Consider the following 24692-nt stretch of genomic DNA (forward strand, 5'->3'; position numbering starts at 1 on the left):
GACGTCGAGGCCGAGCGACCCGGTTCGACATCGTGAGCGGACGAATTCTGGCGAAACAACGATTTGCCCGGCCCATCGACCCGTCGATAGCATCGCGCCAGCGCGAGGGGCGCGTGATCGCCGTGTGACGAGGGAGGTTGATGAATATGGCTGCGAACAGCCCTCATCAGCATGCCCTTGTCCGGCCCGCGCGAAGCTAGCGCGGTCCGGGTCGTACGAAAACGACCAGGAGTCACACGTGTCATCTTCCCCTTCACCGACCCACCCCGATCTGACCACTGCCCGCCTCATCCTGCGGGCATGGACCGACGGCGAGGCCGCCGCCGTCCTGGGCGGCACCCGGCAGACGCACTGGGCGGCGGACTTCCCCGCCGAGGGCGACGGCGTCATCGTCGGCCTCTTCGCCGAGCATCCCGCGTGGCTGGGCGAATACGGCCACCGGCAGGTCATAGAGCGCGAAAGCGGCCTGGTGGTCGGCTCGATCGGCCTGTTCTGGCCGCCCGGCGACGGCGCCCTTGAGCTCGGGTACGGCATCGTGGCCTCCCGGCGCGGCCGTGGCTACGCCCCCGAGGCCACCCGGGCCATGACGGCGCACGCCCTCACCGCACCAGGTGTGCACACCGTGTACGCCAATGTGGAGCTGTCGAACCCGCCCTCGATCCGAGTGCTGGAGAAGGCCGGCTTCGAGCGGTGGAGCATTGAGCAGGACATGGCCAGGTACCGCGCCACGACGGCAGACCTACCGCAGCGGTAACAAGCGGTAACAGTCTCCGCGCCGAGTGTCGAAGCGGACGCGCTTTCGGCACTCGGCGCGGAGAGGGGCTGGAGTTGTTCAGTCGTCAGCGTCACCTCTGATGGCCAGCTTCTTCGCCATCACCAGCTCCCGCAGCCCGTTCGGCAACTCGTCTCCGAGCTGCGAAGTGTCCTCGAACCCGTGCCGCCGATACAGTGCGATCGCCTTGTCATTGAACGGCGCGACCGCCAGCTCCAGGACCTCGGCCCCCACCTCCACGGCCCACGCCGTCACGGCGCGTATCAGGTGATCGCCGACCCCGCGCCCCCGCGCCTCCGGAACGACCCACATCGAGATCAGTTCGGTTGCGCCGTCCCGTTCGCCCGGGATGCCGCTGGCCATCCCCGCGGGCTTGCCGTCGAGCAGGGCGATCAGGTTCCGCGAGCCGGGGATGCTCAGACGGTCCCGCCACCGCTCCTCCCGGTCGCCGTCGCCCTGCCATTCCGAGAGCGGGACTCCGAACGCGTACGGCGCCTCCTCCAGCGCGACGAGCCGAAGCTCTCGCCAGAGGGCCCAGTCATCGGCCGACAGCTCTTGCAATTCGATCATCCGGGCAGCCTGGCGCCCCGAACATCCTGATCGCAACTGCTTTAGGCGGCCCCCTGAAGGTAATTGACACGCCTATAGGCATCTATGAAGCTTGTCGTCATACCGGACAGCCGAAAGGGCACCACATGACGGCGACGGCCCCCGACCCCCAGCACACCGACCCCGCCCGCTCCCGCCGGGCCCTCATCGCCGGCTCGGTCGGCAACTTCATCGAGTGGTACGAGTTCGGCGTCTACGGCTATTTCGCCACCATCATCGCCGCCAACTTCTTCACCCCCGACGGCGCGAGCGACATCGAAGCGCTGGTCAAGACGTACGCCTCCTTCGCCCTGGCGTTCTTCTTCCGCCCGCTCGGCGCCGCGCTCTTCGGACGGCTCGGAGACCGGGTCGGCCGTAAGCCCCTGCTCATCCTGGTCGTCCTGCTCATGTCTGGCGCCACGACGCTGATCGGCGTACTCCCGACTTACGCCACGATCGGCGCGGCGGCCCCGTGGCTGCTGACGCTCGTCCGGATCGTGCAGGGGCTGTCGGCCGGAGGGGAGTTCGGGGGTGCGGTTTCGGTCATGACGGAATTCGCGCCGCGTGGCAGGCGTGGGCTGTACGGGTCGTGGCAGTCGTTCACCGTGGCGCTGGGGCTGCTCGGGGGAGCCGGCGCGGCGGCCGTGCTCGCGACCGCGCTGCCCGAGCAGGACCTGGCGGCCTGGGGATGGCGGGTGCCGTTCCTGCTGGCCCTCCCGCTCGGTCTCGTGGCGCTCTGGCTGCGGCTGCGGCTTGAGGAGACGCCGTCGTTCGAGCGGGCGCGTACGGCGGGACCGCTCACGAAGCCGAGCGCCGGTGAGGTGACCAAGGCGATCGTGCTGGGTATCGGGCGGCTCATGGGCTGGTCGGCCGCCGGGTACACGTTCCTGGTCGTCATGCCCTCCTACCTCCAGACCACGCTGAACGCCACCTTCCAGCAGGCGCTGGTCGCCACGGTGCTGGCCAACCTGGGCTTCGCTCTGGCGATCATCCCGGCGGGCGTGTTGAGCGACCGGGTCGGCAGGCGGCCGGTCATGCTGGCGGGGGCGATCTCGGTCATCGTGCTCGCCTTCCCCCTGCTGAACCTGCTCCAGGACCCCGGCGCTCCGAGCTGGGCCAAGGGGCTGGCCGTCCTGGTGGCCGGGGTGGCGGTCGGCCTGATGGCGGGGCCGGGGCCCGCGATGCTGGCGGAGATGTTCCCGACCACGGTCCGCTACACGGGGTTGGGGCTGGCGTACTCGCTGTCGAACGCGGTCTTCTCCGGGTCGGCGGGGCTGATCATCACCGAGCTGATCAAGACGACCAAGGACGTCGACATCCCGGCCTACTACGTGGTGGCGGCCTGCGTCGTCAGCGCCGTGGCACTGGCCGGTCTGCGCGGGAGCGACCACCGAGAGGAACTGCGCGGCTGACGAGGCAGGGACAGATCGCGCATAAAAGTGGGGACAGATCGCGCATAAAACCGGGGACGATCCTGATATAAAACAAGGGACAATCCAGAGTTATACCAGGTCGGGAGGGTAGATCGATGGATCTGGACGCCCTCGTAGAAAGACATCTGAAGGAGGTGATCTGTCGACGACCGGCTCTACGTCATGGCGATGGATCGGCTCTGGACGCCTGTCCCGGTAGCGCGTCCCAGGACGTCAGTGCCTCCAGCAGGCCGTCCGTGAGCGGCAGTCGTACCAGGTCCTCCCGTGAGCACCAGCGGGCGTCGGCGGCGTCGTCGCCCGCCGTGAGCGTGCCGTCCGTGACCGTGGCGCGGTAGTCGCGGATCTCGTACGTCACGCCGCCCGGCCCCGGACGGTCCACGGTGCCCACCAGAGGACCGATCGTGACGACCAGGCCGGTCTCCTCCAGGACCTCGCGGCGCAGGGCGGCGGCGTCCGTCTCGGCGGCCTCCACCCGGCCGCCCGGGATCGACCACAGGCCCGCGCCCGGCGGGTGACCGCGCTTGATCAGCAGGAGCCGGCCCGAGGCGTCGCCGATGATGGCGCCCACGCAATTTACGCGCACATGGTCAAGATTACGGCTGGACAACAGCATGCGGCCTTGACGGGGCGGTGCCCTAGGACGCAGCGTAAATAGCTGTGAGAGCGGTACCAACCTGCCCACGGTGTTTTGGTTCACTTCACGGGCCAAGTGCGTGGTCGAGCGCCTGGCGGTGTGACGCGCACGGTGATGTCCTGCCCTACCAGCCACCTTGGCCCCCGTCCGCCAGGGCGGTCGAGACGATGCGGAAGAGCTCGATGGTGCCCGTCTGGCTGCCATGGCCCCTGCCGCCCGGCTGGCTCGTCACCGGGTTCGCGGAGGCGGGCGACGAGCGTACGGGGGGCCGGGCCAGCGTGGTCGCGCTGTGCGGCCCTTCGCTGACGCGGGGGCCCGCCGACCTGCTGGTCATCGCGGAGGAGCCCGGCGTCGGGCTGGGGGCCGCGTTCGCGGGACTGGACGGGCCCGATCCCGGCGAGGGGTTCGACTCCGGGCCGCCGAACGCGAAGATCGTCGTGCTCGGGCATCCGACCGCGCTGTGGTGCGTGGGCGCGGCCGCCGATCGGGCCGTCTACGCCGGCGAGGCGATGGGAAACTGGCTGTGGACGATCGCCTGGCCCGCCGAGGCCGGGTGCCTCATCGCGCTGGCCGAGCTGAGCCTTCACGACCTGCGTGACCTTGAGCTCGACCTGCCTTTCGGCGCTTTCTCGCCGAGGCTGGAGTAGTCCGTACGGACGCCTCTCGACCGCGGCACGGTCAACGAGATTCGCTCTGTCACTCAGACGGACTAGAGTGCGGAGGCGTGACAGCGCGTATCGAGCGAGTGGTGAGCGAGGGTGTCGTCGACATCGACGGCACCGAGCACAAGGTCGAGAACAACATCTGGATCGTCGGCGACGACGACGAGGTGATCGTGATCGACCCGGCGCGTGACGCCGACAAGATCCTGGAGAAGGTCGGCGAGCGAGAGGTGCTCGCCGTGATCTGCACCCACGGTCTGCCTGACCACGTCGGCGCGGCCATCGAGGTGGCCAGCAGGGACGAGGCGGTGATCGCCCTCCACCCCAAGGACAAGCCGCTCTGGCGGGAGACCTGGTCGCAGACCTGGCCCGACATCGACATGGAGGACGACGGCATCTTCGAGGTGGCCGACGTCCGGCTCGACGTCATGGATACGCCCGGCGTCACGCCCGGCGGGGTCTCGCTCTACTGCGAGGCGCTCGGGGTGGTGTTCAGCGGCGAGACGCTGCAGGCCGACGGGCCCGGCAAGATCGGCGGCGAATACCCCGACCTCAACTTCCAGCTCAACGCGATCGGGGCGCGGCTGTTCACGCTGCCCCCCGAGACGCGGGTGCTGGCCGCACACGGCGACGAGGTGACGATCGGCGACCTGGAGCCGCACTTCGGCGAGTGGCGCATCAGCGAGCCGGACGACGCGGACGAGGGCCCGCTGACCGACGGCACGAAGGCCGCCGGGATCAGGCTCGATCCGGATGACAACCGGGGTGTATGACCAGCTGCCGCTGGAAGGGATGCCGCGACGGCTCTATTCGTGTACGCCGTCGCGGCTGAACGCCTGGCTCGACTGCCGCCGCCGCTACCGGTTCACCTACCTCGACCGGCCGCAGCCGTCCAAGGGGCCGGGGTGGGCGCACAACAGCGTCGGAGCCAGCGTGCACAACGCGCTGGCGGCCTGGTGGCGCGAGCCCTATGAGCGGCGGACGCCGCTGACGGCGGCCATCCTGCTGAGCAACGGGTGGATCACCGAGGGGTTCAGGGACGCCGAACAGTCGGCGCAGTGGCTCGGGCGCGCCCGCGACCTCGTGTCCGGATATGTCGGCACACTGGATCCGTCGGATGATCCGGTCGGCGTCGAGCGTACGGTGGCCACGCGCACCAAGGTCATCGCCGTGTCCGGCCGCATCGACCGGCTCGACCGGCGGGGCGACGAGCTGGTCGTGGTCGACTACAAGACCGGACGGCGGCCTCTCACCCAGGACGACGCGCGGTCCTCGCTCGCGCTGGCCATCTACGCGATCGCGGCCTCCAGGATGATGCGCACGCCGTGCCACTCGGTCGAGCTGCACCACCTGCCGACCGGCGAGATCGTCGAATGGCGCCACACGGACGAGTCCCTCGGCCGTCATCTGGGGCGGGCGGAGGAGGTCGCGGTCGAGGCCGCCACCGCCGACGAACGCTACCGCGAGGTGATGGGCGCACCGGGCCCGATCCGCCCCCGCGGTCGAGCATCCGGTACGACGAGCGGCGGCCCTGGCGCGACTGGTCAGGGCGTTCGGGACGGCGCCGAGGCGGTCGCAGGCGTGCCCGCCGCCCGGGAGGCGAGTGGTCCCAAGGAGCGGCCGCACGTCGGGCCTCCGGCGGTGTCGCCCGAGCTGGACACGATGTTCGCCCCCAGCCCCGGCCCGATCTGCGGCTGGTGCGACTTCCGGCGCCACTGCCCCGAAGGGTTGGCCGCCGCACCCGAGCACCGCCCCTGGGACGGCCTGGCCGAATAACGCCTACAACCTGACACCCGGTCGGTGGTCGTACGACGCCTCCGGCCGGGTGGCCAGGTGACCATGGTGAGACATCCGGTTATGGTCGGATAGTGGGTCGGGTGGGGCGTTTGCCGGTGGCGGTGGCGCTCGGCGCCCTGTTCAACCCACTGAACTCCTCCATGATCGCCATAGCCCTGGCCCGCATCGAGACGGAGTTCCGCGTCGGCGTCGTCGCCGTCACCTGGCTGGCCGCGGGCTTCTACCTGACCGCCGTCGCCGTGCCGCCCCTGATGGGCGCGATGGCCGATCGGTTCGGTCCCCGGCGGGTGTTCTGCGGCGGGCTGGTCATGGTGGGCCTGACCGGCGCTCTGGCCGCTTTGGCCCCCTCCTACCCCGTCCTGGTGGTGGCCCGGCTGCTGCAGGCGTTCGGGAGTTGCGCGACGCTCCCGGCCGGGATGGCGATCATCACGGCGACGGCGGAGAAGGGGCGGCCGGCGCCCCGCGTCATCGCGCTGATCTCGATGGTGCTGACGGCCAGCGCCGCCGCCGGGCCGGTGCTGGCGGGGTTCCTGGTCAGCCTGTGGGGGTGGCGGGCGATCTTCCTGGTCAACGTCCCGCTCGCGGCGGTGGCGCTCGTACCGGCGCTGCGCTGGCTGCCCAAGGTGGCCCCCGTGCGGCGGCGGCAGGCATGGCTGCCGAGGCCGAAGCCGGCGCTGCTGGCCACCTACGGGGTGTTCGCGATGGTCAACGTGGTGTTCTATCTGGCGTTCATCATGGTGCCGCTCTGGGCGCAGCGCTCGGCCGGGCTGCCGCCGCACCTCGCGGGACTGCTGGTCCTGCCCATGGCCGTGTCGGCGGTTCTCATGACGCCGGTGGCGGTGGCGCTGGCCGCGCGTGTGGGGATGCGGGCGGTGCTGCTGGTGAGCGCGGGGCTGCTGCTGGCGGGGTCGTGCGTCATGTTCTTCGTCGGGCCCGTCGGGGTGGTGCTGGTGACCACGTCGCTGATCGGCCTGGCGTCCGCGTTCAGCCAGTTCGGCCTGAACTCGCTGGTGTTCGTACACGCCGACCGGAACGAGACCGGCTTGGCCGTAGGCCTCTTCCAGGCGTCGCGGTACATCGGAGCCGCGACCGCCGCCTCGATCACGGGCGTGCTGTACGCCCCCGAGACCATGGCCCCAAGCGGCTGGGTCATGGTGACGGCCTCGACGCTCATCCTGCTCGCCGGATTTGTCATCCCCGTCGAGACATCGGATGAAGAATCTCGTCAAAAGAGCTAAAAACCAGCAATAGGGAGAAATCCCAGGGCATAGCTCCGATCTCAGCCATTGACGCAAAGCTTCCAAAGCGGTCATATCTGGTGTAACCCCTATGGAAGGCAGGTGCGCATGTCCCAGCCGAAGGAACAGGGCAAGAGGCAGCCACGCAGGATCCATGAGAAGAAGGTCAGGGCCCGCGGCGAGGAGATGACCTGGCACAAGCCCGACTACCAGGTCGTCGAGGCGTCGATGGAGATGACCGCCTACTTCCTGGCCACCAGGTAACCGGGCACCGCCATGCGACTGCAGGTGCTCGGCACCGCGGCCGGTGGCGGCGTGCCCCAGTGGAACTGCGCGTGCCCTGGCTGCTCCGGGGCACGCGCTCATCCGGGCCGCCGCAGATGCCACGCCAGCCTGGCCGTACAAATGGACGACGGGTGTTACGTCGTCAACGCCACGCCCGACATCGCCGAGCAGATCGAGGCGTGCGCGTGGCTGCGGCCGGGGCCGGGGCCGCGCGAGTCGCCGCTGAAGGGCGTGATCCTCACCGACGCCGAGCTCGACCACACGATCGGCCTGCTCAGGCTCAGGGAGGCGGACGAGCTGGAGGTCCGCTGCACCCCGGTGGTACGGCAGGCGCTGCGCTCCTTCGCCGACATCCTCCGCCCGTACGTGCGGATCTCCTGGGCCGAGGCCGACCTCATCCCGATATCGGCGAAGCGACCCCGGTACGCCGACTCCCCGGAGGCTCCGGACTGGGTCTCCGCCCTGCGCCTCATGGGGGGAGCCGTGGTGTACGCGCCCGCCATGGGCGTGTGGCCCGAGGCGCTGGACGAGGCCGAGTGCGTCATCATCGACGGCACGTTCTGGGACGACGAGGAGCCCCGCCGTACCGGGATCTCGGCGAAGACCGCCACCCAGATGGGCCACCTCCCGATAGAGGCGACCATGGAGCGCCTGTCCCGGTTGCCGGGCCGCCGCCTGTACACCCACCTCAACAACACCAACCCCCTCGTGGACCCGGCGGCCGAGCAGCACAAGGTGCTCGCCGAGCTGGGGATCGAGGTGGCCGCCGACGGGATGGTGATCGACCTGTGAACGGCTTCGAGGCCGAGCTGCGTGCCGTACCGGAGAAGCGCTACCACCACCTGCACCCCTTCAACCAGCGCATGCACGCGGGCGAGCTGACCCGTGACGAGCTGCGGGGCTGGATACTCAACCGCTTCCACTACCAGCGGCACATTCCGATCAAGGACGCGTTCATCCTCGCCAAGCTGGCCACGCCCGAGCTGCGCAGGACATGGCTGCGCCGGATCCAGGACCACGACGGCAGTGCGCCGGGCGAGGGTGGCATCGAGCGGTGGCTGCGGCTCGGCGAGGCGGCCGGACTGGACCGGGCCCTGCTGCTGTCGGGCGAGGGCGTGCTGCCGGGCGTGCGGCTGGCCGTCGACGGCTACGTGAATCTGTGCCGCAACGGCTCCGCGCTCGAAGCCGTGGCCGCCTCGTTGACGGAGCTGTTCGCGCCGGACCTGATGCGTACCCGGATCGCCGCCTTCGAGCGGCACTACCCGTGGATCGACCCCGAGGGGCTGCGTTACTTCCGCGTACGCGTCTCTCAGGGCCGCCAGGACAGCGGCGAAGCACTGGCCCTGGTCCTGGAGTGGGCACGGTCCCGTACGGACCAGGAGAGGGCCATTGCGGCGCTCGGCTACAAGTGCGACGTGCTGTGGGCGCTGCTCGACGCGGTGGACGGGGCCTACCGATGACCGAGCCGACGACCGGCCCGACGGCCGAGCCGACCACAGCGCCGGCCACCTGGCGCCCCGTGCTGTCCCGCGCGGCCATGCTGCGCCACGATCCGGTACGGCAGGCCGACCTGCTGATCGTGCCCGAGCGGATCGTCGTGCTGAACGAGGAGGCGGCGGCCATCGTCGGCCTCTGCGACGGCGAGCGGACCGTGGCCGACATCGTCGCCGAGCTTCCCGAGGGCGCGGAGGCCGACGTGGTGGAGTTCCTCGACCGGGTGCGCGCCGAGGGGTGGGTGCGATGAGCGCCCCGTGGGCCATGCTGGCCGAGCTCACGCACGCGTGCCCGCTGCGCTGCCCGTACTGCTCCAACCCGACGGAGCTGGCGGCCAGGTCGAGTGAGCTGAGCACCGCCGAGTGGCAGCGGGTGTTCGCCGAGTCGGCGGCGCTCGGCGTCGTGCACGCCCACCTGTCCGGTGGGGAGCCGCTGCTCAGGCCGGATCTGGCGGCGATCGTGGCGGCGGCCGCGGGGGAGGGCGTCTACACCCAGCTCGTCACCAGCGGCGTCGGGCTCACGGAACGGCGGCTCGGCGAACTCGCCGCGGCGGGGCTGCGCAGCGTGCAGCTCTCGGTCCAGTCGGCGACGAGCGTGGAGTCGGACCGGATCGCCGGAGTCGCCTCGTTCGCGTGGAAGGAGCGGGCCGCCGACGCCGTGGCGGCGAGCGGGCTGCCGTTCGGGCTCAACGTGGTGCTGCACCGGGAGAATCTCGACGCCGTCGGCGAGATCATCGAGCTCGGGCTGGCGTGGGGCGTGGAGCGCATCGAGCTGGCCAACACCCAGTTCTACGGGTGGGGGCTGCTCAACAGGACCGCGCTGCTGCCCACCAGGGAGCAACTCGCCCGCGCCGAGGCCACAGTCACGAAATATCGGGAAAAGACCGATGTTGAGCTGATCTGGGTGATCCCCGATTACTTCGACGGTGTGCCGAAGCCCTGCATGGGCGGCTGGGGCGCGATCTCGATCACCGTCGCGCCCGACGGCCGGGTGCTGCCCTGCCCGGCGGCCTACGCCCTGCCCCTGGAGCTGCCGAACGCCCGTGACCACTCGATCGGCTGGATCTGGGAGCATTCGCCCGCCTTCAACGCCTACCGGGGCACCGACTGGATGGGCGAGCCCTGTGCGAGCTGCCCGCGCAAGGAGCTCGACTTCGGCGGGTGCCGCTGCCAGGCGTACGCCCTCACCGGCGACGCGAGCCGCACCGACCCGGCCTGCCGCCTGTCACCCGACCACCATCTCCTCGACGACCTGGCGAGCGGCGGCACATGGACCTTCAGGCGACCGGCGCCTACGGTGGGTGCCGACACGGAGACCCTCAGGGCGCCTTTGGCAGATGGCGGCACGGGGACCGTCAGGCGGCCAGCGCCTTCGGCCGGCGGCGCGGATCGGTCAGCCCCCTGAGCCCCTTGCCGGTGTCGTAGCCGGCGGCGGCGAGCCGCTCGCGGGCGGCCCGCAGCATCTCCCTGGTCGCCGGCATGAACGCGTGGTCGTGCAGCGGCTCGGGCAAGGAGTTCATGGCCAGCCGGAACGCTCTCAGCCCGGCCGTCACCGTGGCCCGCGGCACCGCCGGCAGCACCCCGTACATCCGCCTGGCCCACTCCGGCAGCGAGTAGTAGCACAGCGCGCCGAACGGGAAATAGGCGGGTTTGCCGGGCGTGAGCGCCCGCAACTCCTGCGGCAGCCTCGGCCACAGCAGGAACCGCACGGTCGCGGCGGCCTCCTCGGTGACGCGCAGCGCGGGACGTACCCGCTTGAAATAGGCGTCCATCTCCGCGCACGAGCCCGGCACGTCCTCGGGGTGCAGGCCGACGTAGGAGGCGCTCTTTCGCTGCTCCCGCAGGTAGGCGTCGGCCTGGCGCTCGGTGAGCCCCAGCCCGCCGCGCCTGGCCACCTCCAGGTACGACGAGACCTCCGCGCAGTGCACCCAGAGCAGCAGTTCGGGGTCGTCCACCCGGTGCGTCCGGCCGGTGTCGGGGTCGCTGATGCGCAGGCTCTTGTGGATGCCGCGCACCCGCCGGCCGATCTCGTCGGCCTCGGCCGGACTGCCGAACGTCACGCGGCCCACGAAGTCGGCGGTACGGCGCAGGCGGCCGAACGGGTCCTCCTGGAAATTGGAGTTCTGCCAGACGCCGCGCATCGCGAGGGGATGCAGCGCCTGGAGCATCAAACCGCGCACGCCGCCGACCCACATGGCGCGGTCGAGGTGCACCAGCCAGGTCACGCTGTGCGGCGGCTGGACGACGATATCTTCGATGCTCGTCATAGTAAGTACATGGTTACAGATCATTGGATCGAATGTCCAATTGCTGATGCTCCGCGGCGTTCCAGAACCGGACCAGTGCCGTGGCCGTGGTCTCCGGAGCCTCCACGGCCGGTGAGTGGGCCGCGCCGGGCAGCACCACGCACTCCGCCTCCAGCCGGGCCGCCATCTCCGACTGCAGCTCGGCCGGCCAGCCGTCGTCGCGCTCGCCGTAGAGGACGAGGGTGGGCACCTCGATCTGCCTGAGCTCGTCGGTACGGTCGGGCGCGGCCAGCACCTGCTCGGCCATGCGCGACAGCGCGGTGGGGGAGTTGGCCAGCAGGCGCTTGTGAAGAAAGGCGATGATCTCATCGGGCACGCCGTTGGCCAGCGCCTCGGGCTCGAACCTGGTGGACCAGAGGTGTTCGAGCCCCAGGGTGGGGAGCTCCTTCATGATCGTCTTGCCGCTGCGCGCCCGCTCGCCCACGATGCCGGACGGCCCCGAGCTCATCAGCGTGAACGAGGCGAACTTCGTCCGGCCGTCGATGACCGCCTCGCGCGCGACCAGGCCGCCGAAGGAGTGCCCGACCAGATGCATCGGCTCGCCGCCCGCGCCGCCGAGCGTCTGGGCCAGCAGGTCGACGTCGGCGCCGAGCGCGGCGAACGAGTAGGCGGCCGGGTCGTCGGGACCGGGCGTCTCATACTGCCCGCGCAGGTCGACGGCCACCACCCGGCGGCCCGACTGGGCCAGGGTCTGCAGGATCGCGATGAAGTCTTCCTTGCTGCCGGTCAGACCGGGAACCAGGAGCGCGGGCCAGCGCTCCACCACACCACTGACCGGAAGCGCCTCAAGGGCCGCGAAGGTGCCCTGGGACGTTTCTATCTTTTGTGGTGCAACGCCAGGAGGCAGGTCGAGGAAGCGCGGCGTACTCACGTGAGGCAACAATACCCAGAGGTCAGCGCCTCGACACCGGCATACTCCCCACGCTGGTGCGAAACGGCGCAGGCGCGCACCGCGGGATGCGGTGCGCGCCTGCGTCTGTCAGGTGCCTGCGTCTGCCAGGAGTCTGGCCGACGTGCTTGCGTCGGCCAGAGGCCGAGCGGTCTAGCCGGCGCGACGGCGGTTGCCACCGCCGCCGTTGTTGCCGCCGCCACGCGGCTGGCGGCGCTGCTGCTTGCGCTCGGTGGCCGCGGACGGGGCGATGTCGTCGTCGTCCGTGGCCAGGTCGGGTGACTGGAAGATCACCATGAACGGGCTGGCCGGCACGATGCGCTCCGGCTCCTGGCGCGCCGCGGGCTGCGGCGTGGACAGGAAGCTCGGCTCGGCGATCGGTGCACGCTCCATGACCCGCTCCTCCACGACCTGCTCCTCCACAATCCGCTCCACAGTGGGAGCCTGCTCGACGATCCGCCCGGCGGCGGGCTTGCGCGTACGGGCCGGCCTGCGCTCGCCGGCCTGAGCCTGCTCAGCGATCGGCTCAGCGACCTGCTCAGCGACCTGCTCACGGGTCGACGCACGGGACGCCCTGCGGGCCGGCTTCTGCTCGGTGACCGGCTCGCGCTCGGTGAGCGGGGCCTCCGGGGCGTCGGCGAGGGCGTTCTCGATGGCGGCCGTCGCGGCCCCCCTGCGAGTGCGACCGCGCCGCGGCTCGGCGGCCGCCTCGATCTCGTCCGCTGAGATGATGGCGGGTGTCTCCTCCGTCTTTCGGGCGCTCGCCTTGCTGGAGCGACTGGGCACAGGCTCGACCTCCGGCGTCTCGACGGGTGCGGTGCCCTCTTCCATGGGCATGCCGCCGCGGGTGCGGCGGCGCTGGCGCGGCGTGCGCGCCGGACGCTCCTCCCGCTCGTCACGGCGACCCTCCCGCTCGTCACGGCGGCGGCCGCCGTTGCGCGTGCGGGTCCTGCCGGTCTCGCCGAGGTCCTCGATGCGCTCCGCCGACAGGCCCGCTCGCGAACGGCTGGCGTGCGGCAGGACGCCCTTGGTGCCCTCGGGGATGTTGAGCTCGGTGAAGACGTGCGGCGAAGTGGAGTAGGTCTCCTCGGGTTCGGCGAAGTCGAGCCCGAGCATCTGGTTGATCATCTTCCAGCGGGTCAGCTCCTCCCACTCCACGAACGTGACCGCGATGCCCGTGCGCCCGGCCCGGCCGGTGCGGCCGGTGCGGTGCACGTACGTCTTGTCCTCGGTGGGGCAGTCGTAGTTGACCACGTGGGTGACGTCGTCGATGTCGATGCCGCGCGCCGCCACGTCGGTGGCGACCAGCACGTCGATCTTGCCACTGCGGAACGCGCGCAGGGCCTGCTCGCGCTGGCCCTGGCCGAGGTCGCCGTGGACGGCCGCGACCGCGAAGCCGCGGGTCTCGAGCTGCTCCGCGACCATGTCGCAGGCCCGCTTGGTCTCACAGAAGACCATGGTGAGCCCGCGGCCCTCGGCCTGGAGCAGCCGGGCGACGATCTCGATCTTGTCCATGCGGTGGACGCGCCAGACGATCTGGCGTACCTGCGGGTGCGGGATGCCCTCGCCGCCCTCGCCGTTCTCGTGCTCGGCCCGTACGTGCGTGGGCCGGTTGAGGTATTTGCGGGACAACGCGACGATCTCGCCGGGCATGGTCGCCGAGAACAGCATGGTCTGCCGCTCTTCGGGGATCAGCTTGAAGATCCGCTCGATGTCGGGCAGGAAGCCCAGGTCGAGCATGCGGTCGGCCTCGTCGAGCACCAGCGAGGTGATCTGGCTGAGGTCGAGGTGCTTCTGCTTGACCAGGTCGAGCAGGCGGCCGGGGGTGCCGACGATGACGTCGACGCCGGCCTTGAGCGCTTCGACCTGCGGCTCGTACGCCCGGCCGCCGTAGACGGTCAGGACCCGCGAGCCGAGCTTGCCGGCCGCGGTGACCAGGTCTTCGCTGACCTGTACGGCCAGCTCGCGGGTGGGCACGACGACCAGCCCGCGTGGCTTCTTACGGTTCTTACGCGGTTTGCCGATGCCCTGGAGCATCGCGATGCCGAACGCGTAGGTCTTTCCCGTGCCTGTGCGTGCCTGACCGATCAGGTCCTGGCCGCTCAGCGCGAGCGGGAGTGCCATCTCTTGGATGGGGAACGGTGTGGTGATGCCCTCGGTCTCGAGGGCATCAGCGATCTCTGGTGTGACTCCGAGGTCTCGGAAAGTCGTCAGCGTGGCCTGCCTCAGTCTCAAATGAAGGCGGGCCTGCCGGGACCGACGGGCGGAAAACAAACCCCGTGCCTGGGTCCTCGCGGTAGAGCCAGCCCTCTCGCGTCATCGCGACCGCAGACCCGGAAGCGGGGGGTTAACGGGGAATTCCCCCGAATTAACACAGTGCGGTCGCACTTTCACAGAGCAGTGTACTCGATACCACAACGTTGGCCGAGTTTCCGAATGTTCCCGAAGTACGCTGCCTTCCATGAACGAGTCTCCAGGAGTCGTCGATCTGCTCGGTGTGCTGGCCTATGCCGAGCTCAGCGCCTTCGCGCGGATGACCGAGGACGCGGCCTCCCTGGCCCCCTCCTTGGCCGATCAGGCCGCGCTCAGCGAGCTGGCCGTAGCCGAATATGCCCACTTTCGTCTCCTGCACGACAGGCTGACGGAACTCGGCGCCGATCCCGAGCAGTCGATGGCGCCGTTCGTCGAGGCGTTGGACGCCTGGCACACCCAGACGGCCCCGGCCGACTGGTTGCAGGCGTTGGTCAAGGCGTACGTGGGCGTGGGCATCGCGCTCGACTTCTACCGGGAGGCGGCCAGGCACCTCGAACCGTCGATCGCGAAGCTGGTCGACGAGGTGCTCGTGGACGAGGGCCGCTCGGAGTTCGCGGTGGAGCGGGTCAGGGCCGGGGTCGCGGCCGACCCGGCGGTGAGCGGCCGGCTGGCGCTGTGGGCGCGACGGCTGGTCGGTGAGGCGCTCAGCCAGGGGCAGCAGGTCGCGGCGGCCCGGCCGGAGCTGGCGCTGCTGGTGGTCGGCCCGGCGGCCGACGACCCTACGCAGATCTCCCGCCTGTTCGCCAAGCTGACCGAGGAGCACGGCAAGCGGATGGCCGCCCTCGGCCTCTGAACCGTCCCGCGCCCCGTGAGCGCGCCGCTCGAGCGAGGGTACGGCGTGTGCCGCCGCACCCCGCTTGAGCCGCTCTTGAGCCGCTGGAGAGTCGCTGCGGAGGCGCTAGAGGGTGCCGCCGAAGCCCACGGGCCTCGACTCGTCCTCGCCGATCTCGATGAAGCCGATCGACGCGACCGGCACGATCACGCGCCGCCCCTTTGCGTCGGTGATGGAGAAGACGCCGCGATCGGCGGCGAGCGCCTTTCTGATCTCCTCTTCGACCTGCTCGGAGGACAGGTCGGTCTCGACAACGAGCTCGCGGTGTACGGAGCGTACGCCGATCTTGACTTCCATCAATGCTCCCTTTCGACGGGGCTGGCTCCTCCCATCGTCGCCGCTGGTGAGCCAGGAATCGCCGATGATCGCGCCCAGCGAACGGGTTTAAGCCGTACGCGGAAAACCGCTGATGCCGCGCCAGGCCAGCCGGGCCATGAGCTGCTCGGCGGCGTCCTTCGGGATGGAGCCCTGCGTGGTCACCCAGTAGCGGGCGCTCACCTCGGCCATGCCAACCAGCCCGACGCCGAGCAGGTGGGCCTCGTCGCTGGTGCAGCCGGTGTCCTCCTGGATCACCGCGCTGACCATCTCGGCGCACTCGCGCAGGGAGCGCTCCACCCGCTGGCGCACCGGCGCCACGTTGCGCAGGTCGGACTCGAAGACGAGCCGGAACGCCTCGCCCTGGGTGGAGACGAAGGAGTAGAACGCGCTGAACGTGGCCTGGACGCGGAGTTTGTTCTCATGGGTGGAGGCCAGCGCCTCACGGCAGCGGTTGACCATGTCGTCCACGTGCAGGTCGAGCAGCGCGAGGTAGAGCTCCAGCTTGCCGGGGAAGTGCTGGTAGAGGACGGGTTTGCTGACCCCGGCCCGCTCGGCGATCTCGTCCATGGCGGCCGCGTGATATCCGTTCTCCACGAACACTTCCTGCGCGGCGCTGAGCAGTTGCCGGCGGCGGGCTAGTCGGGGCAGCCGAGTGCCCCGGGGCTTGGCGTCCGGGGTTGCGGTCACGCTGGTCTCCATGGGGCTCCGAGTCGGCTGTTCGGACATCCTACGTGCGACTCAACGACTCATCAGCGATAGTCGTCATCATCGAGGTCCACCTCGCGATACTGCTCGGCGGCGTCGGCTGGATCGACCTCCAGCGGGGTCTCGCGGGGGCTCCCGCCCTCCGCGTCGCGCACGTCACGGTGCTGCTCGGCGGCGTCGGCCTCGGGGGCCTCGATCGACAGCTCTTCCATCTCGTCGAAGGGGAGGTCGTCCCCACGTACGTCCATCTCCGACATTGCAGTCCCCTTCTAGGTGCGGACGGAACCAGACTACGCCTGACCGAAAAGGTCGCCGTGCTCCTCGACTCTGGCCAGTACGTCGTGTGTCGCGAACACCAGGTCCTCCGGATGCTCGCAGCCCTCGACCTCCTTCCACAGCAGCGGCGTCGAGACCGTGGGCCGTGGCCCGGCGCGCAGTGAATAGGGGGCCACGGTGGTCTTGGCCGGGTTGTTCTGGCTCCAGTCGATGAACACCTTGCCGGGGCGCGCCTTCTTGGCCATCACGCTGACCACCTGGTCGCGGTGGGCCTTCTCCAGCAGCTGGGCCAGTCTCTTGGCGTACGCGGAGGGCTCCTCGCGGCCGTCCCACTCCGCGTACAGCTGCATGCCCTTGTTCCCGCTCGTCTTCGGCCGGGCGGTGAGGCCGTCGGCGCGCAGCACCTCGCGCAGCATGAGGGCCACCCGGCAGCACTCGACGATGGTCGCCGGCGCCCCGGGGTCGAGGTCGAACACGAGGGTGTCGGGCGGCAGCGCCTCACCGTCGTCGGACACCCGCCACTGGGGCACGTGCAGCTCCAGCGCCGCCAGATTGGCGTAGTAGACGAGCGACGGCAGGCCGTCGATCACGGCGAAGTCGATCTCGTCGCGGTTCTTGGTGCTGCCCGGCACGGGCAGGGTGGCTCTCCTGACCCAGTCCGGGGTGTGGTCGGGGGCGTTCTTCTCGAAGAAGGACTGGCCGGTCACCCCGTTCGGGTAGCGCTTGACGGTGAGCGGCCGGCCTTTCAGGTGCGGCAGGAGCGCGGGGGCGACGCGGCTGTAGTAGTCGATCACCTCGGCCTTGGTGAAGCCGACCTCGGGATAGAGCACCTTGTCCAGGTTGGTCAGCACCAGCTGCCGCCCGTCGACCCGCACCGGGACCTTCGCTGGGCTCACAGCGTCACCTCCGAAGGGAGCTTGTCCGGGCGCAGGCCGCGCCACACCGGGTGGCGCAGCCGCAGATCGTCGGTCCACATCGTGTAGGCCACCTCCCCGACGAGTTCGGGTCTAACCCAGCGGTTGCGCCACGGGACGACGTTCTGGAAGGGGCTGCGGGGGATCTCCAGCGGGCTCAGGAACGCGTGGAGCTGGTCGAGCACCGCCTCGGTGAAGCCGGTGCCGACGTGCCCGACGTACGTCAGGCCGTGCTCCGTGAACACGCCCATGATCAGCGAGCCGATCCCACCCGACCTGCGGCCCTTGCCCGGCTTCCAGCCGCCGATCACGACGTCCCTCGTACTGAGGTGCTTCACCTTGATCCACGACGGCGAGCGCGTGCCCGGCCGGTACGGCGAGTCGAGCCGCTTGGCAACGACGCCTTCGAGGCCCTGCTCCTGGGTGGCGGCGAGCAGGTCGGAATCTCCCGAGAAGTATGGCGGGGCGCCGATCTCCAGCTCGTCGAGGAGACTGCGCCGGTCGCGGTACGGCAGATCCAGCAGTGTGGTGCCGTCGAGGTAGAGCAGGTCGAACGGCAGGTACGTGACCGGGTACAGCTCCAGCATCACCTCCTCCGGGTCGGTGAGGTGCATGCGGTGCTGCAGCCGGACGAAACTGGGCCGCCCGCGCGGATCGAGCGCGACCACCTCGCCATCGATCACCGCATTCTTCACCCCGAACCCCGAAATTTCGGGATATCGGCGGGTGTACTCGACTCCGTGCCTTCCCGTCACCTTCAGTTCACGGTCCAGGTGGAGGATGGCGCGGATGCCATCCCACTTGACCTCCAAGCCATACCGCTCGCGATCTTCCGGTAGTTGTCCGGGTACGGCGAGCATTGGTTCGATGGGGTATGGCATTGGTTGCACCATGACGGGTATGTGCCCATAGGGCGAGCCCGCTAGAGCTGAGGAGTGCCCATGCGCAGCATCTGGAAAGGGGCGATCTCCTTCGGCCTCGTCACGATCCCGGTGAAGCTCTACTCCGCGACCGAGCAGAAGGACGTGACCTTCCACCAGGTACACCGCGAGGACGGCGGCAGGATCCGCTACAAGCGCGTGTGCACGGTCGACGGCGAAGAGGTCCCCTACTCCGACATCGCCAAGGGCTACGAACTGGCCACCGGAGAGATCGTGGTGCTGACGGACGAGGACTTCGAGGATCTGCCACTCAGCACCTCGCGCAGGATCGACGTCCTCCAGTTCACGCCGGCCGACCAGATCGACCCCATCTACTTCGCCAAGTCGTACTACCTGGAACCGGACGGCCAGGGCGACAAGCCGTACGTGCTGCTGCGCAACGCCCTGGAGAGCTCGGGGCAGGTCGCCGTCGTCAAGGTGGCGCTGCGGCAGCGGGAGTCGCTGGCCACGCTCAGGGTGCGTGACGGGGTGTTCGTGCTGGAGACCATGTACTGGCCGGACGAGATCCGCGTGCCCGACTTCGGGTTCCTCGAAGAGGACATTGAGGTACGGGCCCAGGAGCTCAAGATGGCCGAGTCGCTCATCACCACGATGAAGGCGGACTTCGACGCGACCGAGCACCACGACGCCTACCGCGAGGCCCTGCAGCAGGTGATCGAGGCCAAGGTGGAGGGCAGGGAGGTCATCGCGCCGCCGGAGGGCGAGGAGGAGGCGGGCCCCGCCGTCGACCTCATGGCCGCGCTGCGGGCGAGCGTCGACGCGGCCAAGCGCGAGCGTTCCGGCGAGGCCGCCAAGCCCAAGCGGGCCACCAAGGCGTCGAAGGACGCGGGGGACAAGGACACGGGGGAGAAGGCCGCCCCCAAGCGCAAGGCCCGCAAGTCCGCCTGATCCGCCACCGCAAATGCTGATCCGCCACCGCAAATGCAAAGGCGCCTTCGGCATCAAATGCCGAAGGCGCCCCGCATTTATCGGAGGGGGAGGCTTGGCCGGAGGAATTCCGCTTCACTGCTCCCCCGAAAGGCCATGGGAATTAATTCCCGCCGAGCCCGGACGCGTTGGCGTGGCGACTTTTACCGAGCGCCTGTGTCCTTTATCGAGAACACAGGCACTCGGCGGTGCGTCCGGAGCTCACCTCAACCGCGTAACCGGTTGCATGGCTATCTCCTCGACGACCGGATCGGCCGTCTCCGAGTTGTTACTGAAGCGCCTCGCGACGAGCGCGCTCCTCTTCCTCACGCTCGAAGTTGAACGAGCGAGCGTTGGCGTCGGCGTCAGAGTCCGTACGCACGGTGTTCTGGTTGTTGTTGTGCAGGTGGATGTGGACCTTGACCCGGCCACTGCGGTGCCCGCCGCGACGGCCCCAGCCGCCCCAGCCGCCCCAGCCGCCACAGCGACGGCCACAGCCCCACGAGAAGGTGGAGGCGCTGGTGCTCGCGGAGGCGGTCGTGGCGCTGGCGGAGGTGGCGGTGGTCAGGGCGCCGAGGCTGATGAGGCCGCCGGACATACCCGTGCTGATCACAAGCCCTGCGATGACACTCTTGAACTTGGGCATTGAATTCCCCCCTAAAGGATCGGTTGCCCTGTTCCAGATATTTGCCGGAGTGAACGGTAAATATCTTGGATGACATTGAATGCGTCATCCGTGCTGATTTATTTCCGACGTTCCGGCGGGATAAACGGCCGTAGTTGTGTTTTGCTATACGCTAACTCTCTCATTGCTCTTATTAAGCATTTATGAAATGAAATGAAATGATTTGTCCGTTTTATGGGGGCAGGTCGTCCGCGATGCGGTCGCCCCGATTCCGGCTCGCGGCGACGGCCCCGGAAGCGAGGCGCCGCCGAGAAATCCGGCTAAAGGCCGCGAAACGCGTACCGATAAATGCCAATAAAGGAGCATTTATCCGAAATGTAGGCTGGAGGGCGACGGCGGTTATCGTTGGAGGAGGCGAGGAGGACGCATGACTGCAGCACCGATCCCGCACTGGCCAGGACGGATGTTCGGGTCGGTGCACGTAAGGAAGACCCCCGAAGGCGCCCCCGAGAAGGCGGTCTTCGTGCACGGCCTGGCCGGCGCGGCCACCAATTGGACCGACCTGATGGACGAGCTGAAAGACCTCGTCACCGGCTACGCCATTGACCTGCCCGGCGCGGGGTTCTCACCCGAACCCGCGAACGGCGACTACACCATCGAAGCGCACGCCCGCGCGGTGATCGGCCTGCTGGAGGAGACCGGTCCCGCCCACCTGTTCGGCAACTCGATGGGCGGCGCGGTCGCCGTCAGGGTGGCCGCCACCCGCCCCGACCTGGTGCGCTCGCTCGTCCTCATCTCGCCGGCGCTGCCCGACCTGCTGCCCAGGTACGGCCCGATGCGCATCGCCGCCGCGGCACTGCCCCGGCTGGGCGAGTGGGTGGCGGGCAAGCTCCAGCTGATCCCCGCCGAGCAGCGGATCAGGTCCTCCTTCGCCATGGTCTGGGCGGACGTCGCCGCGGTCCATCCGCTACGGCTGCGCGACGCGATCGAGGAGCAGCGCAGGCGCGACGGGCTGCCCCATGCCGCCGCCGCCATGATCGGCTCGGCCCGGGGCATCGTGGCCGAGTACTTCCGCCGCGGCGAGGCGAACCTGTGGCGCCAGGCCGCCCTGATCGAGGCGCCCACCCTGATCATCCACGGCAGACACGACCGCCTGGTGCGCCCCGCCATGGCCGCCAAGGCGGCCCGTACGTTCCGGCAGGTCAGACTGGTACTCCTGCCGCGAGCCGGGCACGTGGCGATGATGGAGACGCCCCGCGTGGTCGCCGCGGAGGCCCGCCGTCTGATCGGTGAGACACGGTTGGGGAATGCCCCACTCGCCAACTAGGTTTCACAGGTGGATGGGATAGTCCCCCTCGAACGGGAGCGTAGAAAGTGTCGTTGCCACCGCTGGTCGAGCCGGCCGCAGAGCTGACCGTCGACGAAGTGCGCCGCTACTCGCGCCACCTGATCATTCCCGACGTGGGGATGGCCGGGCAGAAGCGGCTGAAGAACGCCAAGGTGCTCTGTGTGGGCGCCGGTGGCCTGGGCTCGCCCGCGCTGATGTATCTGGCGGCGGCGGGCGTGGGCACGCTGGGGGTCATCGACTTCGACGTCGTCGACGAGTCCAACCTGCAGCGCCAGATCATCCACGGCCAGTCCGACGTGGGCCGGCCGAAGGCCGAGAGCGCCGCGGCCACGGTCCGCGAGATCAACCCGCTGGTCAACGTCGTCGTCCACAACACGGCGCTGACCAACGACAACGTGATGGAGATCTTCTCCGGCTACGACCTCATCGTCGACGGCACCGACAACTTCGCCACGCGCTACATGGTGAACGACGCCGCGGTGCTGCTCGGCAAGCCGTACGTCTGGGGCTCGATCTACCGCTTCGACGGCCAGGCGAGCGTGTTCTGGGCCGAGCACGGCCCCTGCTACCGCTGCCTCTACCCCGAGCCCCCGCCTCCCGGCATGGTGCCCTCGTGCGCCGAAGGCGGCGTGCTCGGCGTGCTGTGCGCCTCGATCGGCTCCATCCAGGTCAACGAGGCCATCAAGCTGCTCACCGGCATCGGCGACCCGCTGGTCGGCCGGCTGATGATCTATGACGCCCTGGAGATGAAGTACCGCGACGTCAAGGTCCGCAAGGACCCCGAGTGCGTGCTGTGCGGCAAGAACCCGACGGTCACCGAGCTGCTCGACGACTACGAGGCGTTCTGCGGCGCGATCTCCGACGAGGCCGCCGAGGCCGCAACGGGCTCGACGATCACCGCCCGCGAGCTCAAGGCCATGCAGGACAACGGCGACGACATCTTCCTCGTCGACGTCCGCGAGATCAACGAGTACGAGATCGTCTCCATCCCCGGCGCCACGCTGATCCCCAAGGGCGAGTTCCTCAACGGCTCGGCCCTGGAGAAGCTGCCGCAGGACAAGCGCATCGTGCTCCACTGCAAGTCGGGCGCGCGCTCGGCGGAGGCGCTGGCGATCGTCAAGAACGCCGGGTTCTCCGACGCGGTGCACGTCGGCGGCGGGGTGCTCAGCTGGGTCGCGACCGTCGACCCCAGCCTGCCCTCCTACTGATACTTTTTCCGTGATGTCCGTTCCGTGAGTCCGTCCACTGGCGTCTGGTTTCTGCGGATGGCGCCCGGTCGCCCGCATTAAGGTCGATGCCGTGGACGACGCCCGCCCCTGGCCCGCTCTCGTGGCGGCCTCCGTGCTGACCATGGTCTGCGCGGTCGCCGCCGGGGTCGCGGCCAGTGTGGCGGGCGCGGAGTTGTCCCGCGGCCCGAGTCCGGCCGAACTCCACTCGGCGGCCAGGCGCGAGGTCGCCGAGCGGTGGCGCACCTGGGCGAGCGGGCGCATCTTCCCCGCCAGCCTGCCCTACTCCGCCGAGCAGGGCGGCCGCGAACGTGCCAGCCGGATCGGCATCTCACCGGCCGTCACCTGCGCCGACTCCGTCGACGCCAAAGCCGCCAAGGCCCTGCGCAAGGCGGGCTGCCTGGGGGTGCTGCGCGCCACCTACATCGACGCCCTGCGGGGCGTGCTCGTCACCGTCGGCGTCGTGGCCCTGCCCGACGAGCCCAAGGCCGTACGCGCCAAGTCCGCCTTTTCCGCCGCCGGCGCCCCCGTGCCCGGCCTGCGGCCCGTGGCCTTCCGGGACACGGTCTCCGACCGTTTCACCCCTTCCGTACGTCAGGCCGGCTCGGTACGCCAGGCCGGCCCGTACCTCGTGCTGACCACGGCGGGCCAGGTCGACGGCCGTCCGGCGCGCACGGTCGGTGAGCAGCGGCCGGCCATCTTCGCCTTCGCCGGCGAGATCTCCGAGCGGATCCTGGCCGACCTGAGCACGCCGCGGATGCCCGACTGCGCCTCCCAGGAGTGGCGGTGCTGACCCGCGCGGCCGTGCTCATCACGGCGACGCTCCTCTTCAGCGCCGGATCCGCGCTGGGGGCCTTGAGCGCCGGGCCCACGCCGGGGCTCTTCAACGCCGCGCCCGCGCTGGCGGACGACGTGCGCGGCGGTCAGGAGCCGGTGATCAGCACGCTGGAGCTGAAGAAGGCGTGGCGGATCAGCAAGGGCGCGGGCGTCACCGTGGCCGTGCTCGACTCGGGCGTCGATCCCGGCCACCGCGACCTGGCCGGCTCCGTGACCGTGGGCAAGGACTTCACCGAGGGCGCCAACCCGCCGGACGTGCCGCCGCGTCGCCTGCACGGCACGTACATGGCCTCGCTGATCGCCGGGCACGGCCACGGACACGGGGGGAAGCTCGGCGTGATCGGGGTGGCTCCGAAGGCGCGGCTGCTGTCGGTCCGGGTGATACTGGAAGACGAGGAGCCGGGGTTCAGGGAGTTCAACACCGCCGTGCGCTTCGAGAACGTGGTGGCCAGGGGCATTCGCTACGCGGTCGATCGGGGGGCGCGCGTGATCAACATGTCGATCTCCAAGGATCTGGCGACCGCTGAGGAGCGGGCGGCCGTGCGTTACGCGATCTCCAAGGGCGTCGTGCTGGTGGCCGCCGCGGGCAATGACGGCGCGGGCAAGCCCGATGAGACGGGATTCGCCCCCTTCTCCTATCCGGCCGCCTTCCCCGGCGTCGTGTCCGTGGGCGCGACGGACCGGCGGCTGCGGCGGGCGACGTTCTCCAACTGGAACTCATCGGTGCTGGTGGCCGCGCCCGGCGTCGACATCATGGGCGCGGGCCCCGACGACGAGTACTGGGTCGGCAGGGGCACTTCGCAGGCCACCGCGCTGGTGTCCGGGGTGGCCGCCCTCATCAAGGCCAAATATCCGGCGATGTCGCCGCCGCTGGTCGCGCAGGCCATGACGGCGAGCGCCACCGACCGGCCACCGGGCGGCTACGACACCGCCACCGGCTTCGGCGTTGTCAACGCCGCCAAGGCGCTCGCCGAGGCGGCCCGGCTCGCCAAGCACACCGAGACGGCCGCGGGGGCGCAGGCGCAGGACCCCGCCCGGCCGCTCGCCGGCGGATCGGCGGGCCGGATCGAGGTCGTCAACAGGGACCAAGCGCGCGTAAAGGTCTATGGGACGATCGCCTTGGCGGCCGCCCTCGGCGCGCTCTCCTCCATGTGGGCGATATTCGCCCTGGTCAGACGCGTGCGTCGCGCTCAGAATGGGCAAGACGCATGATCCGCCCGCTAAGGGGGACGAAATAGACACGAACCGAGCCTGGGAACGAGGCGGTGGTGAAGGCACGTAGGTCCACCTCAGGGTTGCCGCGCGCCGGGGGAGCCACATCGGGACGAAGGAACCCGCTCGGTGCTCCAGCCGG

General features: G+C 69.7%; 28 protein-coding genes. 17 read left to right on the forward strand and 11 right to left on the reverse strand.

Features of this window, described 5'->3' with window-relative positions; all coding sequences use genetic code 11:
• Positions 1–238 precede the first annotated feature (238 nt).
• Positions 239–754, forward strand: coding sequence for a GNAT family N-acetyltransferase (locus AB0B64_RS22225; RefSeq protein WP_358179357.1), 516 nt, complete (start codon positions 239–241; stop codon positions 752–754).
• Between the two features lie 78 nt (positions 755–832).
• Here the strand turns inward: AB0B64_RS22225 and AB0B64_RS22230 are convergent, their stop codons facing one another.
• Positions 833–1342, reverse strand: coding sequence for a GNAT family N-acetyltransferase (locus AB0B64_RS22230; protein WP_358179359.1), 510 nt, complete (start codon positions 1340–1342; stop codon positions 833–835).
• A 125-nt stretch (positions 1343–1467) separates the two neighbouring features.
• Between AB0B64_RS22230 and AB0B64_RS22235 the strand changes: the two genes are divergently transcribed.
• The gene (locus tag AB0B64_RS22235) at positions 1468–2772 is read left to right on the forward strand and encodes an MFS transporter (RefSeq protein ID WP_358179361.1); all 1305 of its coding nucleotides are present in this window, start codon (positions 1468–1470) and stop codon (positions 2770–2772) included.
• A 181-nt stretch (positions 2773–2953) separates the two neighbouring features.
• Here AB0B64_RS22235 and AB0B64_RS22240 read toward each other — a convergent pair whose 3' ends face one another.
• Entirely contained in the window at positions 2954–3376 is a 423-nt protein-coding gene (locus tag AB0B64_RS22240) for an NUDIX domain-containing protein (RefSeq protein WP_358179363.1), read from the reverse strand.
• A gap of 74 nt (positions 3377–3450) precedes the next feature.
• Here AB0B64_RS22240 and AB0B64_RS22245 point away from each other — a divergent pair, with 74 nt between their 5' ends.
• The 9 genes from AB0B64_RS22245 to pqqE all read left to right on the forward strand — a co-directional run bounded on the left by AB0B64_RS22245 (position 3451) and on the right by pqqE (position 10307).
• Complete coding sequence (locus tag AB0B64_RS22245) at positions 3451–4074, forward strand: DUF6758 family protein (RefSeq protein WP_357944346.1); 624 nt, start codon at positions 3451–3453, stop codon at positions 4072–4074.
• Positions 4075–4151: 77 nt separating this feature from the next.
• Positions 4152–4862 (forward strand): MBL fold metallo-hydrolase, encoded by a 711-nt coding sequence (locus AB0B64_RS22250; protein ID WP_357944349.1) that lies wholly within the window; start codon positions 4152–4154, stop codon positions 4860–4862.
• On the forward strand, positions 4843–5865 hold the full coding sequence (locus tag AB0B64_RS22255; RefSeq protein WP_358179365.1) for a PD-(D/E)XK nuclease family protein: 1023 nt from the start codon (positions 4843–4845) through the stop codon (positions 5863–5865). Before AB0B64_RS22250 ends, AB0B64_RS22255 begins: the two co-directional genes overlap by 20 nt.
• A gap of 101 nt (positions 5866–5966) precedes the next feature.
• Positions 5967–7124 (forward strand): MFS transporter, encoded by a 1158-nt coding sequence (locus tag AB0B64_RS22260; RefSeq protein WP_358179367.1) that lies wholly within the window; start codon positions 5967–5969, stop codon positions 7122–7124.
• A gap of 108 nt (positions 7125–7232) precedes the next feature.
• Complete coding sequence (pqqA, locus tag AB0B64_RS22265; protein ID WP_357944357.1) at positions 7233–7388, forward strand: pyrroloquinoline quinone precursor peptide PqqA; 156 nt, start codon at positions 7233–7235, stop codon at positions 7386–7388.
• A gap of 12 nt (positions 7389–7400) precedes the next feature.
• A complete protein-coding gene (locus tag AB0B64_RS22270; protein ID WP_358179368.1) occupies positions 7401–8201 on the forward strand; it encodes an MBL fold metallo-hydrolase in 801 nt (266 codons plus the stop codon).
• Entirely contained in the window at positions 8198–8869 is a 672-nt protein-coding gene (gene pqqC, locus AB0B64_RS22275; protein WP_357944362.1) for a pyrroloquinoline-quinone synthase PqqC, read from the forward strand. Before AB0B64_RS22270 ends, pqqC begins: the two co-directional genes overlap by 4 nt.
• Entirely contained in the window at positions 8866–9153 is a 288-nt protein-coding gene (gene pqqD, locus AB0B64_RS22280) for a pyrroloquinoline quinone biosynthesis peptide chaperone PqqD (protein WP_357944365.1), read from the forward strand. The genes pqqC and pqqD overlap by 4 nt, the downstream gene beginning before the upstream one ends.
• Positions 9150–10307 carry a pyrroloquinoline quinone biosynthesis protein PqqE gene (gene pqqE / locus AB0B64_RS22285; protein WP_358179370.1) on the forward strand — a complete coding sequence of 386 codons (1158 nt, stop codon included), beginning with the start codon at positions 9150–9152 and terminating at the stop codon, positions 10305–10307. The genes pqqD and pqqE overlap by 4 nt, the downstream gene beginning before the upstream one ends.
• Here the strand turns inward: pqqE and AB0B64_RS22290 are convergent.
• The 3 genes from AB0B64_RS22290 to AB0B64_RS22300 form a co-directional block, all read right to left on the reverse strand.
• On the reverse strand, positions 10258–11169 hold the full coding sequence (locus tag AB0B64_RS22290) for an oxygenase MpaB family protein (RefSeq protein WP_357944371.1): 912 nt from the start codon (positions 11167–11169) through the stop codon (positions 10258–10260). The genes pqqE and AB0B64_RS22290 overlap by 50 nt on opposite strands.
• A 13-nt stretch (positions 11170–11182) precedes the next feature.
• Positions 11183–12079 (reverse strand): alpha/beta hydrolase, encoded by an 897-nt coding sequence (locus tag AB0B64_RS22295; RefSeq protein ID WP_357944374.1) that lies wholly within the window; start codon positions 12077–12079, stop codon positions 11183–11185.
• A gap of 171 nt (positions 12080–12250) precedes the next feature.
• Positions 12251–14221 carry a DEAD/DEAH box helicase gene (locus AB0B64_RS22300; RefSeq protein ID WP_358179372.1) on the reverse strand — a complete coding sequence of 657 codons (1971 nt, stop codon included), beginning with the start codon at positions 14219–14221 and terminating at the stop codon, positions 12251–12253.
• Positions 14222–14558: 337 nt separating this feature from the next.
• On the opposite strand from AB0B64_RS22300, the gene AB0B64_RS22305 reads away from it, so the two are divergent.
• Positions 14559–15203: a ferritin-like fold-containing protein gene (locus AB0B64_RS22305; protein ID WP_357944380.1), complete on the forward strand. Its 645-nt coding sequence runs from the start codon at positions 14559–14561 to the stop codon at positions 15201–15203.
• Between the two features lie 105 nt (positions 15204–15308).
• On the opposite strand, the gene AB0B64_RS22310 is transcribed toward AB0B64_RS22305, so the two are convergent.
• The 5 genes from AB0B64_RS22310 to ligD (AB0B64_RS22330) form a co-directional block, all read right to left on the reverse strand.
• Positions 15309–15539: a DUF3107 domain-containing protein gene (locus AB0B64_RS22310; protein WP_358179374.1), complete on the reverse strand. Its 231-nt coding sequence runs from the start codon at positions 15537–15539 to the stop codon at positions 15309–15311.
• 87 nt (positions 15540–15626) lie between these two features.
• Positions 15627–16247, reverse strand: a complete 621-nt coding sequence (locus AB0B64_RS22315; protein ID WP_357944383.1) for a TetR/AcrR family transcriptional regulator — start codon at positions 16245–16247, stop codon at positions 15627–15629.
• Positions 16248–16309: 62 nt separating this feature from the next.
• Positions 16310–16522, reverse strand: a complete 213-nt coding sequence (locus AB0B64_RS22320) for a hypothetical protein (RefSeq protein WP_358179376.1) — start codon at positions 16520–16522, stop codon at positions 16310–16312.
• 33 nt (positions 16523–16555) lie between these two features.
• Positions 16556–17437, reverse strand: a complete 882-nt coding sequence (gene ligD, locus AB0B64_RS22325; protein ID WP_358179378.1) for a non-homologous end-joining DNA ligase — start codon at positions 17435–17437, stop codon at positions 16556–16558.
• The gene (gene ligD / locus AB0B64_RS22330; RefSeq protein WP_358179380.1) at positions 17434–18336 is read right to left on the reverse strand and encodes a non-homologous end-joining DNA ligase; all 903 of its coding nucleotides are present in this window, start codon (positions 18334–18336) and stop codon (positions 17434–17436) included. The genes ligD (AB0B64_RS22325) and ligD (AB0B64_RS22330) overlap by 4 nt, the downstream gene beginning before the upstream one ends.
• Before the next feature lie 60 nt (positions 18337–18396).
• On the opposite strand from ligD (AB0B64_RS22330), the gene AB0B64_RS22335 reads away from it, so the two are divergent.
• Positions 18397–19284, forward strand: a complete 888-nt coding sequence (locus AB0B64_RS22335) for a Ku protein (RefSeq protein ID WP_357944393.1) — start codon at positions 18397–18399, stop codon at positions 19282–19284.
• 307 nt (positions 19285–19591) lie between these two features.
• Here the strand turns inward: AB0B64_RS22335 and AB0B64_RS22340 are convergent, their stop codons facing one another.
• Positions 19592–19948 (reverse strand): hypothetical protein, encoded by a 357-nt coding sequence (locus tag AB0B64_RS22340; RefSeq protein WP_357944396.1) that lies wholly within the window; start codon positions 19946–19948, stop codon positions 19592–19594.
• Between the two features lie 406 nt (positions 19949–20354).
• On the opposite strand from AB0B64_RS22340, the gene AB0B64_RS22345 reads away from it, so the two are divergent.
• The 4 genes from AB0B64_RS22345 to AB0B64_RS22360 all read left to right on the forward strand — a co-directional run bounded on the left by AB0B64_RS22345 (position 20355) and on the right by AB0B64_RS22360 (position 24550).
• A complete protein-coding gene (locus AB0B64_RS22345; protein ID WP_357944399.1) occupies positions 20355–21254 on the forward strand; it encodes an alpha/beta hydrolase in 900 nt (299 codons plus the stop codon).
• 47 nt (positions 21255–21301) lie between these two features.
• Positions 21302–22483, forward strand: coding sequence for an adenylyltransferase/sulfurtransferase MoeZ (moeZ, locus tag AB0B64_RS22350; protein WP_357944403.1), 1182 nt, complete (start codon positions 21302–21304; stop codon positions 22481–22483).
• Between the two features lie 91 nt (positions 22484–22574).
• The gene (locus AB0B64_RS22355; protein ID WP_357944406.1) at positions 22575–23294 is read left to right on the forward strand and encodes a hypothetical protein; all 720 of its coding nucleotides are present in this window, start codon (positions 22575–22577) and stop codon (positions 23292–23294) included.
• Positions 23288–24550, forward strand: a complete 1263-nt coding sequence (locus AB0B64_RS22360) for a S8 family serine peptidase (protein WP_357944409.1) — start codon at positions 23288–23290, stop codon at positions 24548–24550. Before AB0B64_RS22355 ends, AB0B64_RS22360 begins: the two co-directional genes overlap by 7 nt.
• The last annotated feature ends 142 nt before the right edge of the window (positions 24551–24692 follow it).

Origin of the sequence: Nonomuraea sp. NPDC049129, from assembly GCF_040648495.1 — a bacterium.
GTDB lineage: Bacteria > Actinomycetota > Actinomycetes > Streptosporangiales > Streptosporangiaceae > Nonomuraea.

Coding starts and splice junctions, on each gene's coding strand:
- AB0B64_RS22230 (WP_358179359.1), bottom strand. CDS start 1,342: ATGATCGAATTGCAAGAGCTGTCGGCCGATGACTGGGCCCTCTGGCGA.
- AB0B64_RS22235 (WP_358179361.1), top strand. CDS start 1,468: ATGACGGCGACGGCCCCCGACCCCCAGCACACCGACCCCGCCCGCTCC.
- AB0B64_RS22255 (WP_358179365.1), top strand. CDS start 4,843: ATGACAACCGGGGTGTATGACCAGCTGCCGCTGGAAGGGATGCCGCGA.
- pqqA (WP_357944357.1), top strand. CDS start 7,233: ATGTCCCAGCCGAAGGAACAGGGCAAGAGGCAGCCACGCAGGATCCAT.
- AB0B64_RS22270 (WP_358179368.1), top strand. CDS start 7,401: ATGCGACTGCAGGTGCTCGGCACCGCGGCCGGTGGCGGCGTGCCCCAG.
- pqqD (WP_357944365.1), top strand. CDS start 8,866: ATGACCGAGCCGACGACCGGCCCGACGGCCGAGCCGACCACAGCGCCG.
- pqqE (WP_358179370.1), top strand. CDS start 9,150: ATGAGCGCCCCGTGGGCCATGCTGGCCGAGCTCACGCACGCGTGCCCG.
- AB0B64_RS22290 (WP_357944371.1), bottom strand. CDS start 11,169: ATGACGAGCATCGAAGATATCGTCGTCCAGCCGCCGCACAGCGTGACC.
- AB0B64_RS22300 (WP_358179372.1), bottom strand. CDS start 14,221: ATGGCACTCCCGCTCGCGCTGAGCGGCCAGGACCTGATCGGTCAGGCA.
- AB0B64_RS22305 (WP_357944380.1), top strand. CDS start 14,559: ATGAACGAGTCTCCAGGAGTCGTCGATCTGCTCGGTGTGCTGGCCTAT.
- AB0B64_RS22310 (WP_358179374.1), bottom strand. CDS start 15,539: ATGGAAGTCAAGATCGGCGTACGCTCCGTACACCGCGAGCTCGTTGTC.
- AB0B64_RS22320 (WP_358179376.1), bottom strand. CDS start 16,522: ATGTCGGAGATGGACGTACGTGGGGACGACCTCCCCTTCGACGAGATG.
- ligD (WP_358179380.1), bottom strand. CDS start 18,336: ATGCCATACCCCATCGAACCAATGCTCGCCGTACCCGGACAACTACCG.
- AB0B64_RS22335 (WP_357944393.1), top strand. CDS start 18,397: ATGCGCAGCATCTGGAAAGGGGCGATCTCCTTCGGCCTCGTCACGATC.
- AB0B64_RS22340 (WP_357944396.1), bottom strand. CDS start 19,948: ATGCCCAAGTTCAAGAGTGTCATCGCAGGGCTTGTGATCAGCACGGGT.
- AB0B64_RS22345 (WP_357944399.1), top strand. CDS start 20,355: ATGACTGCAGCACCGATCCCGCACTGGCCAGGACGGATGTTCGGGTCG.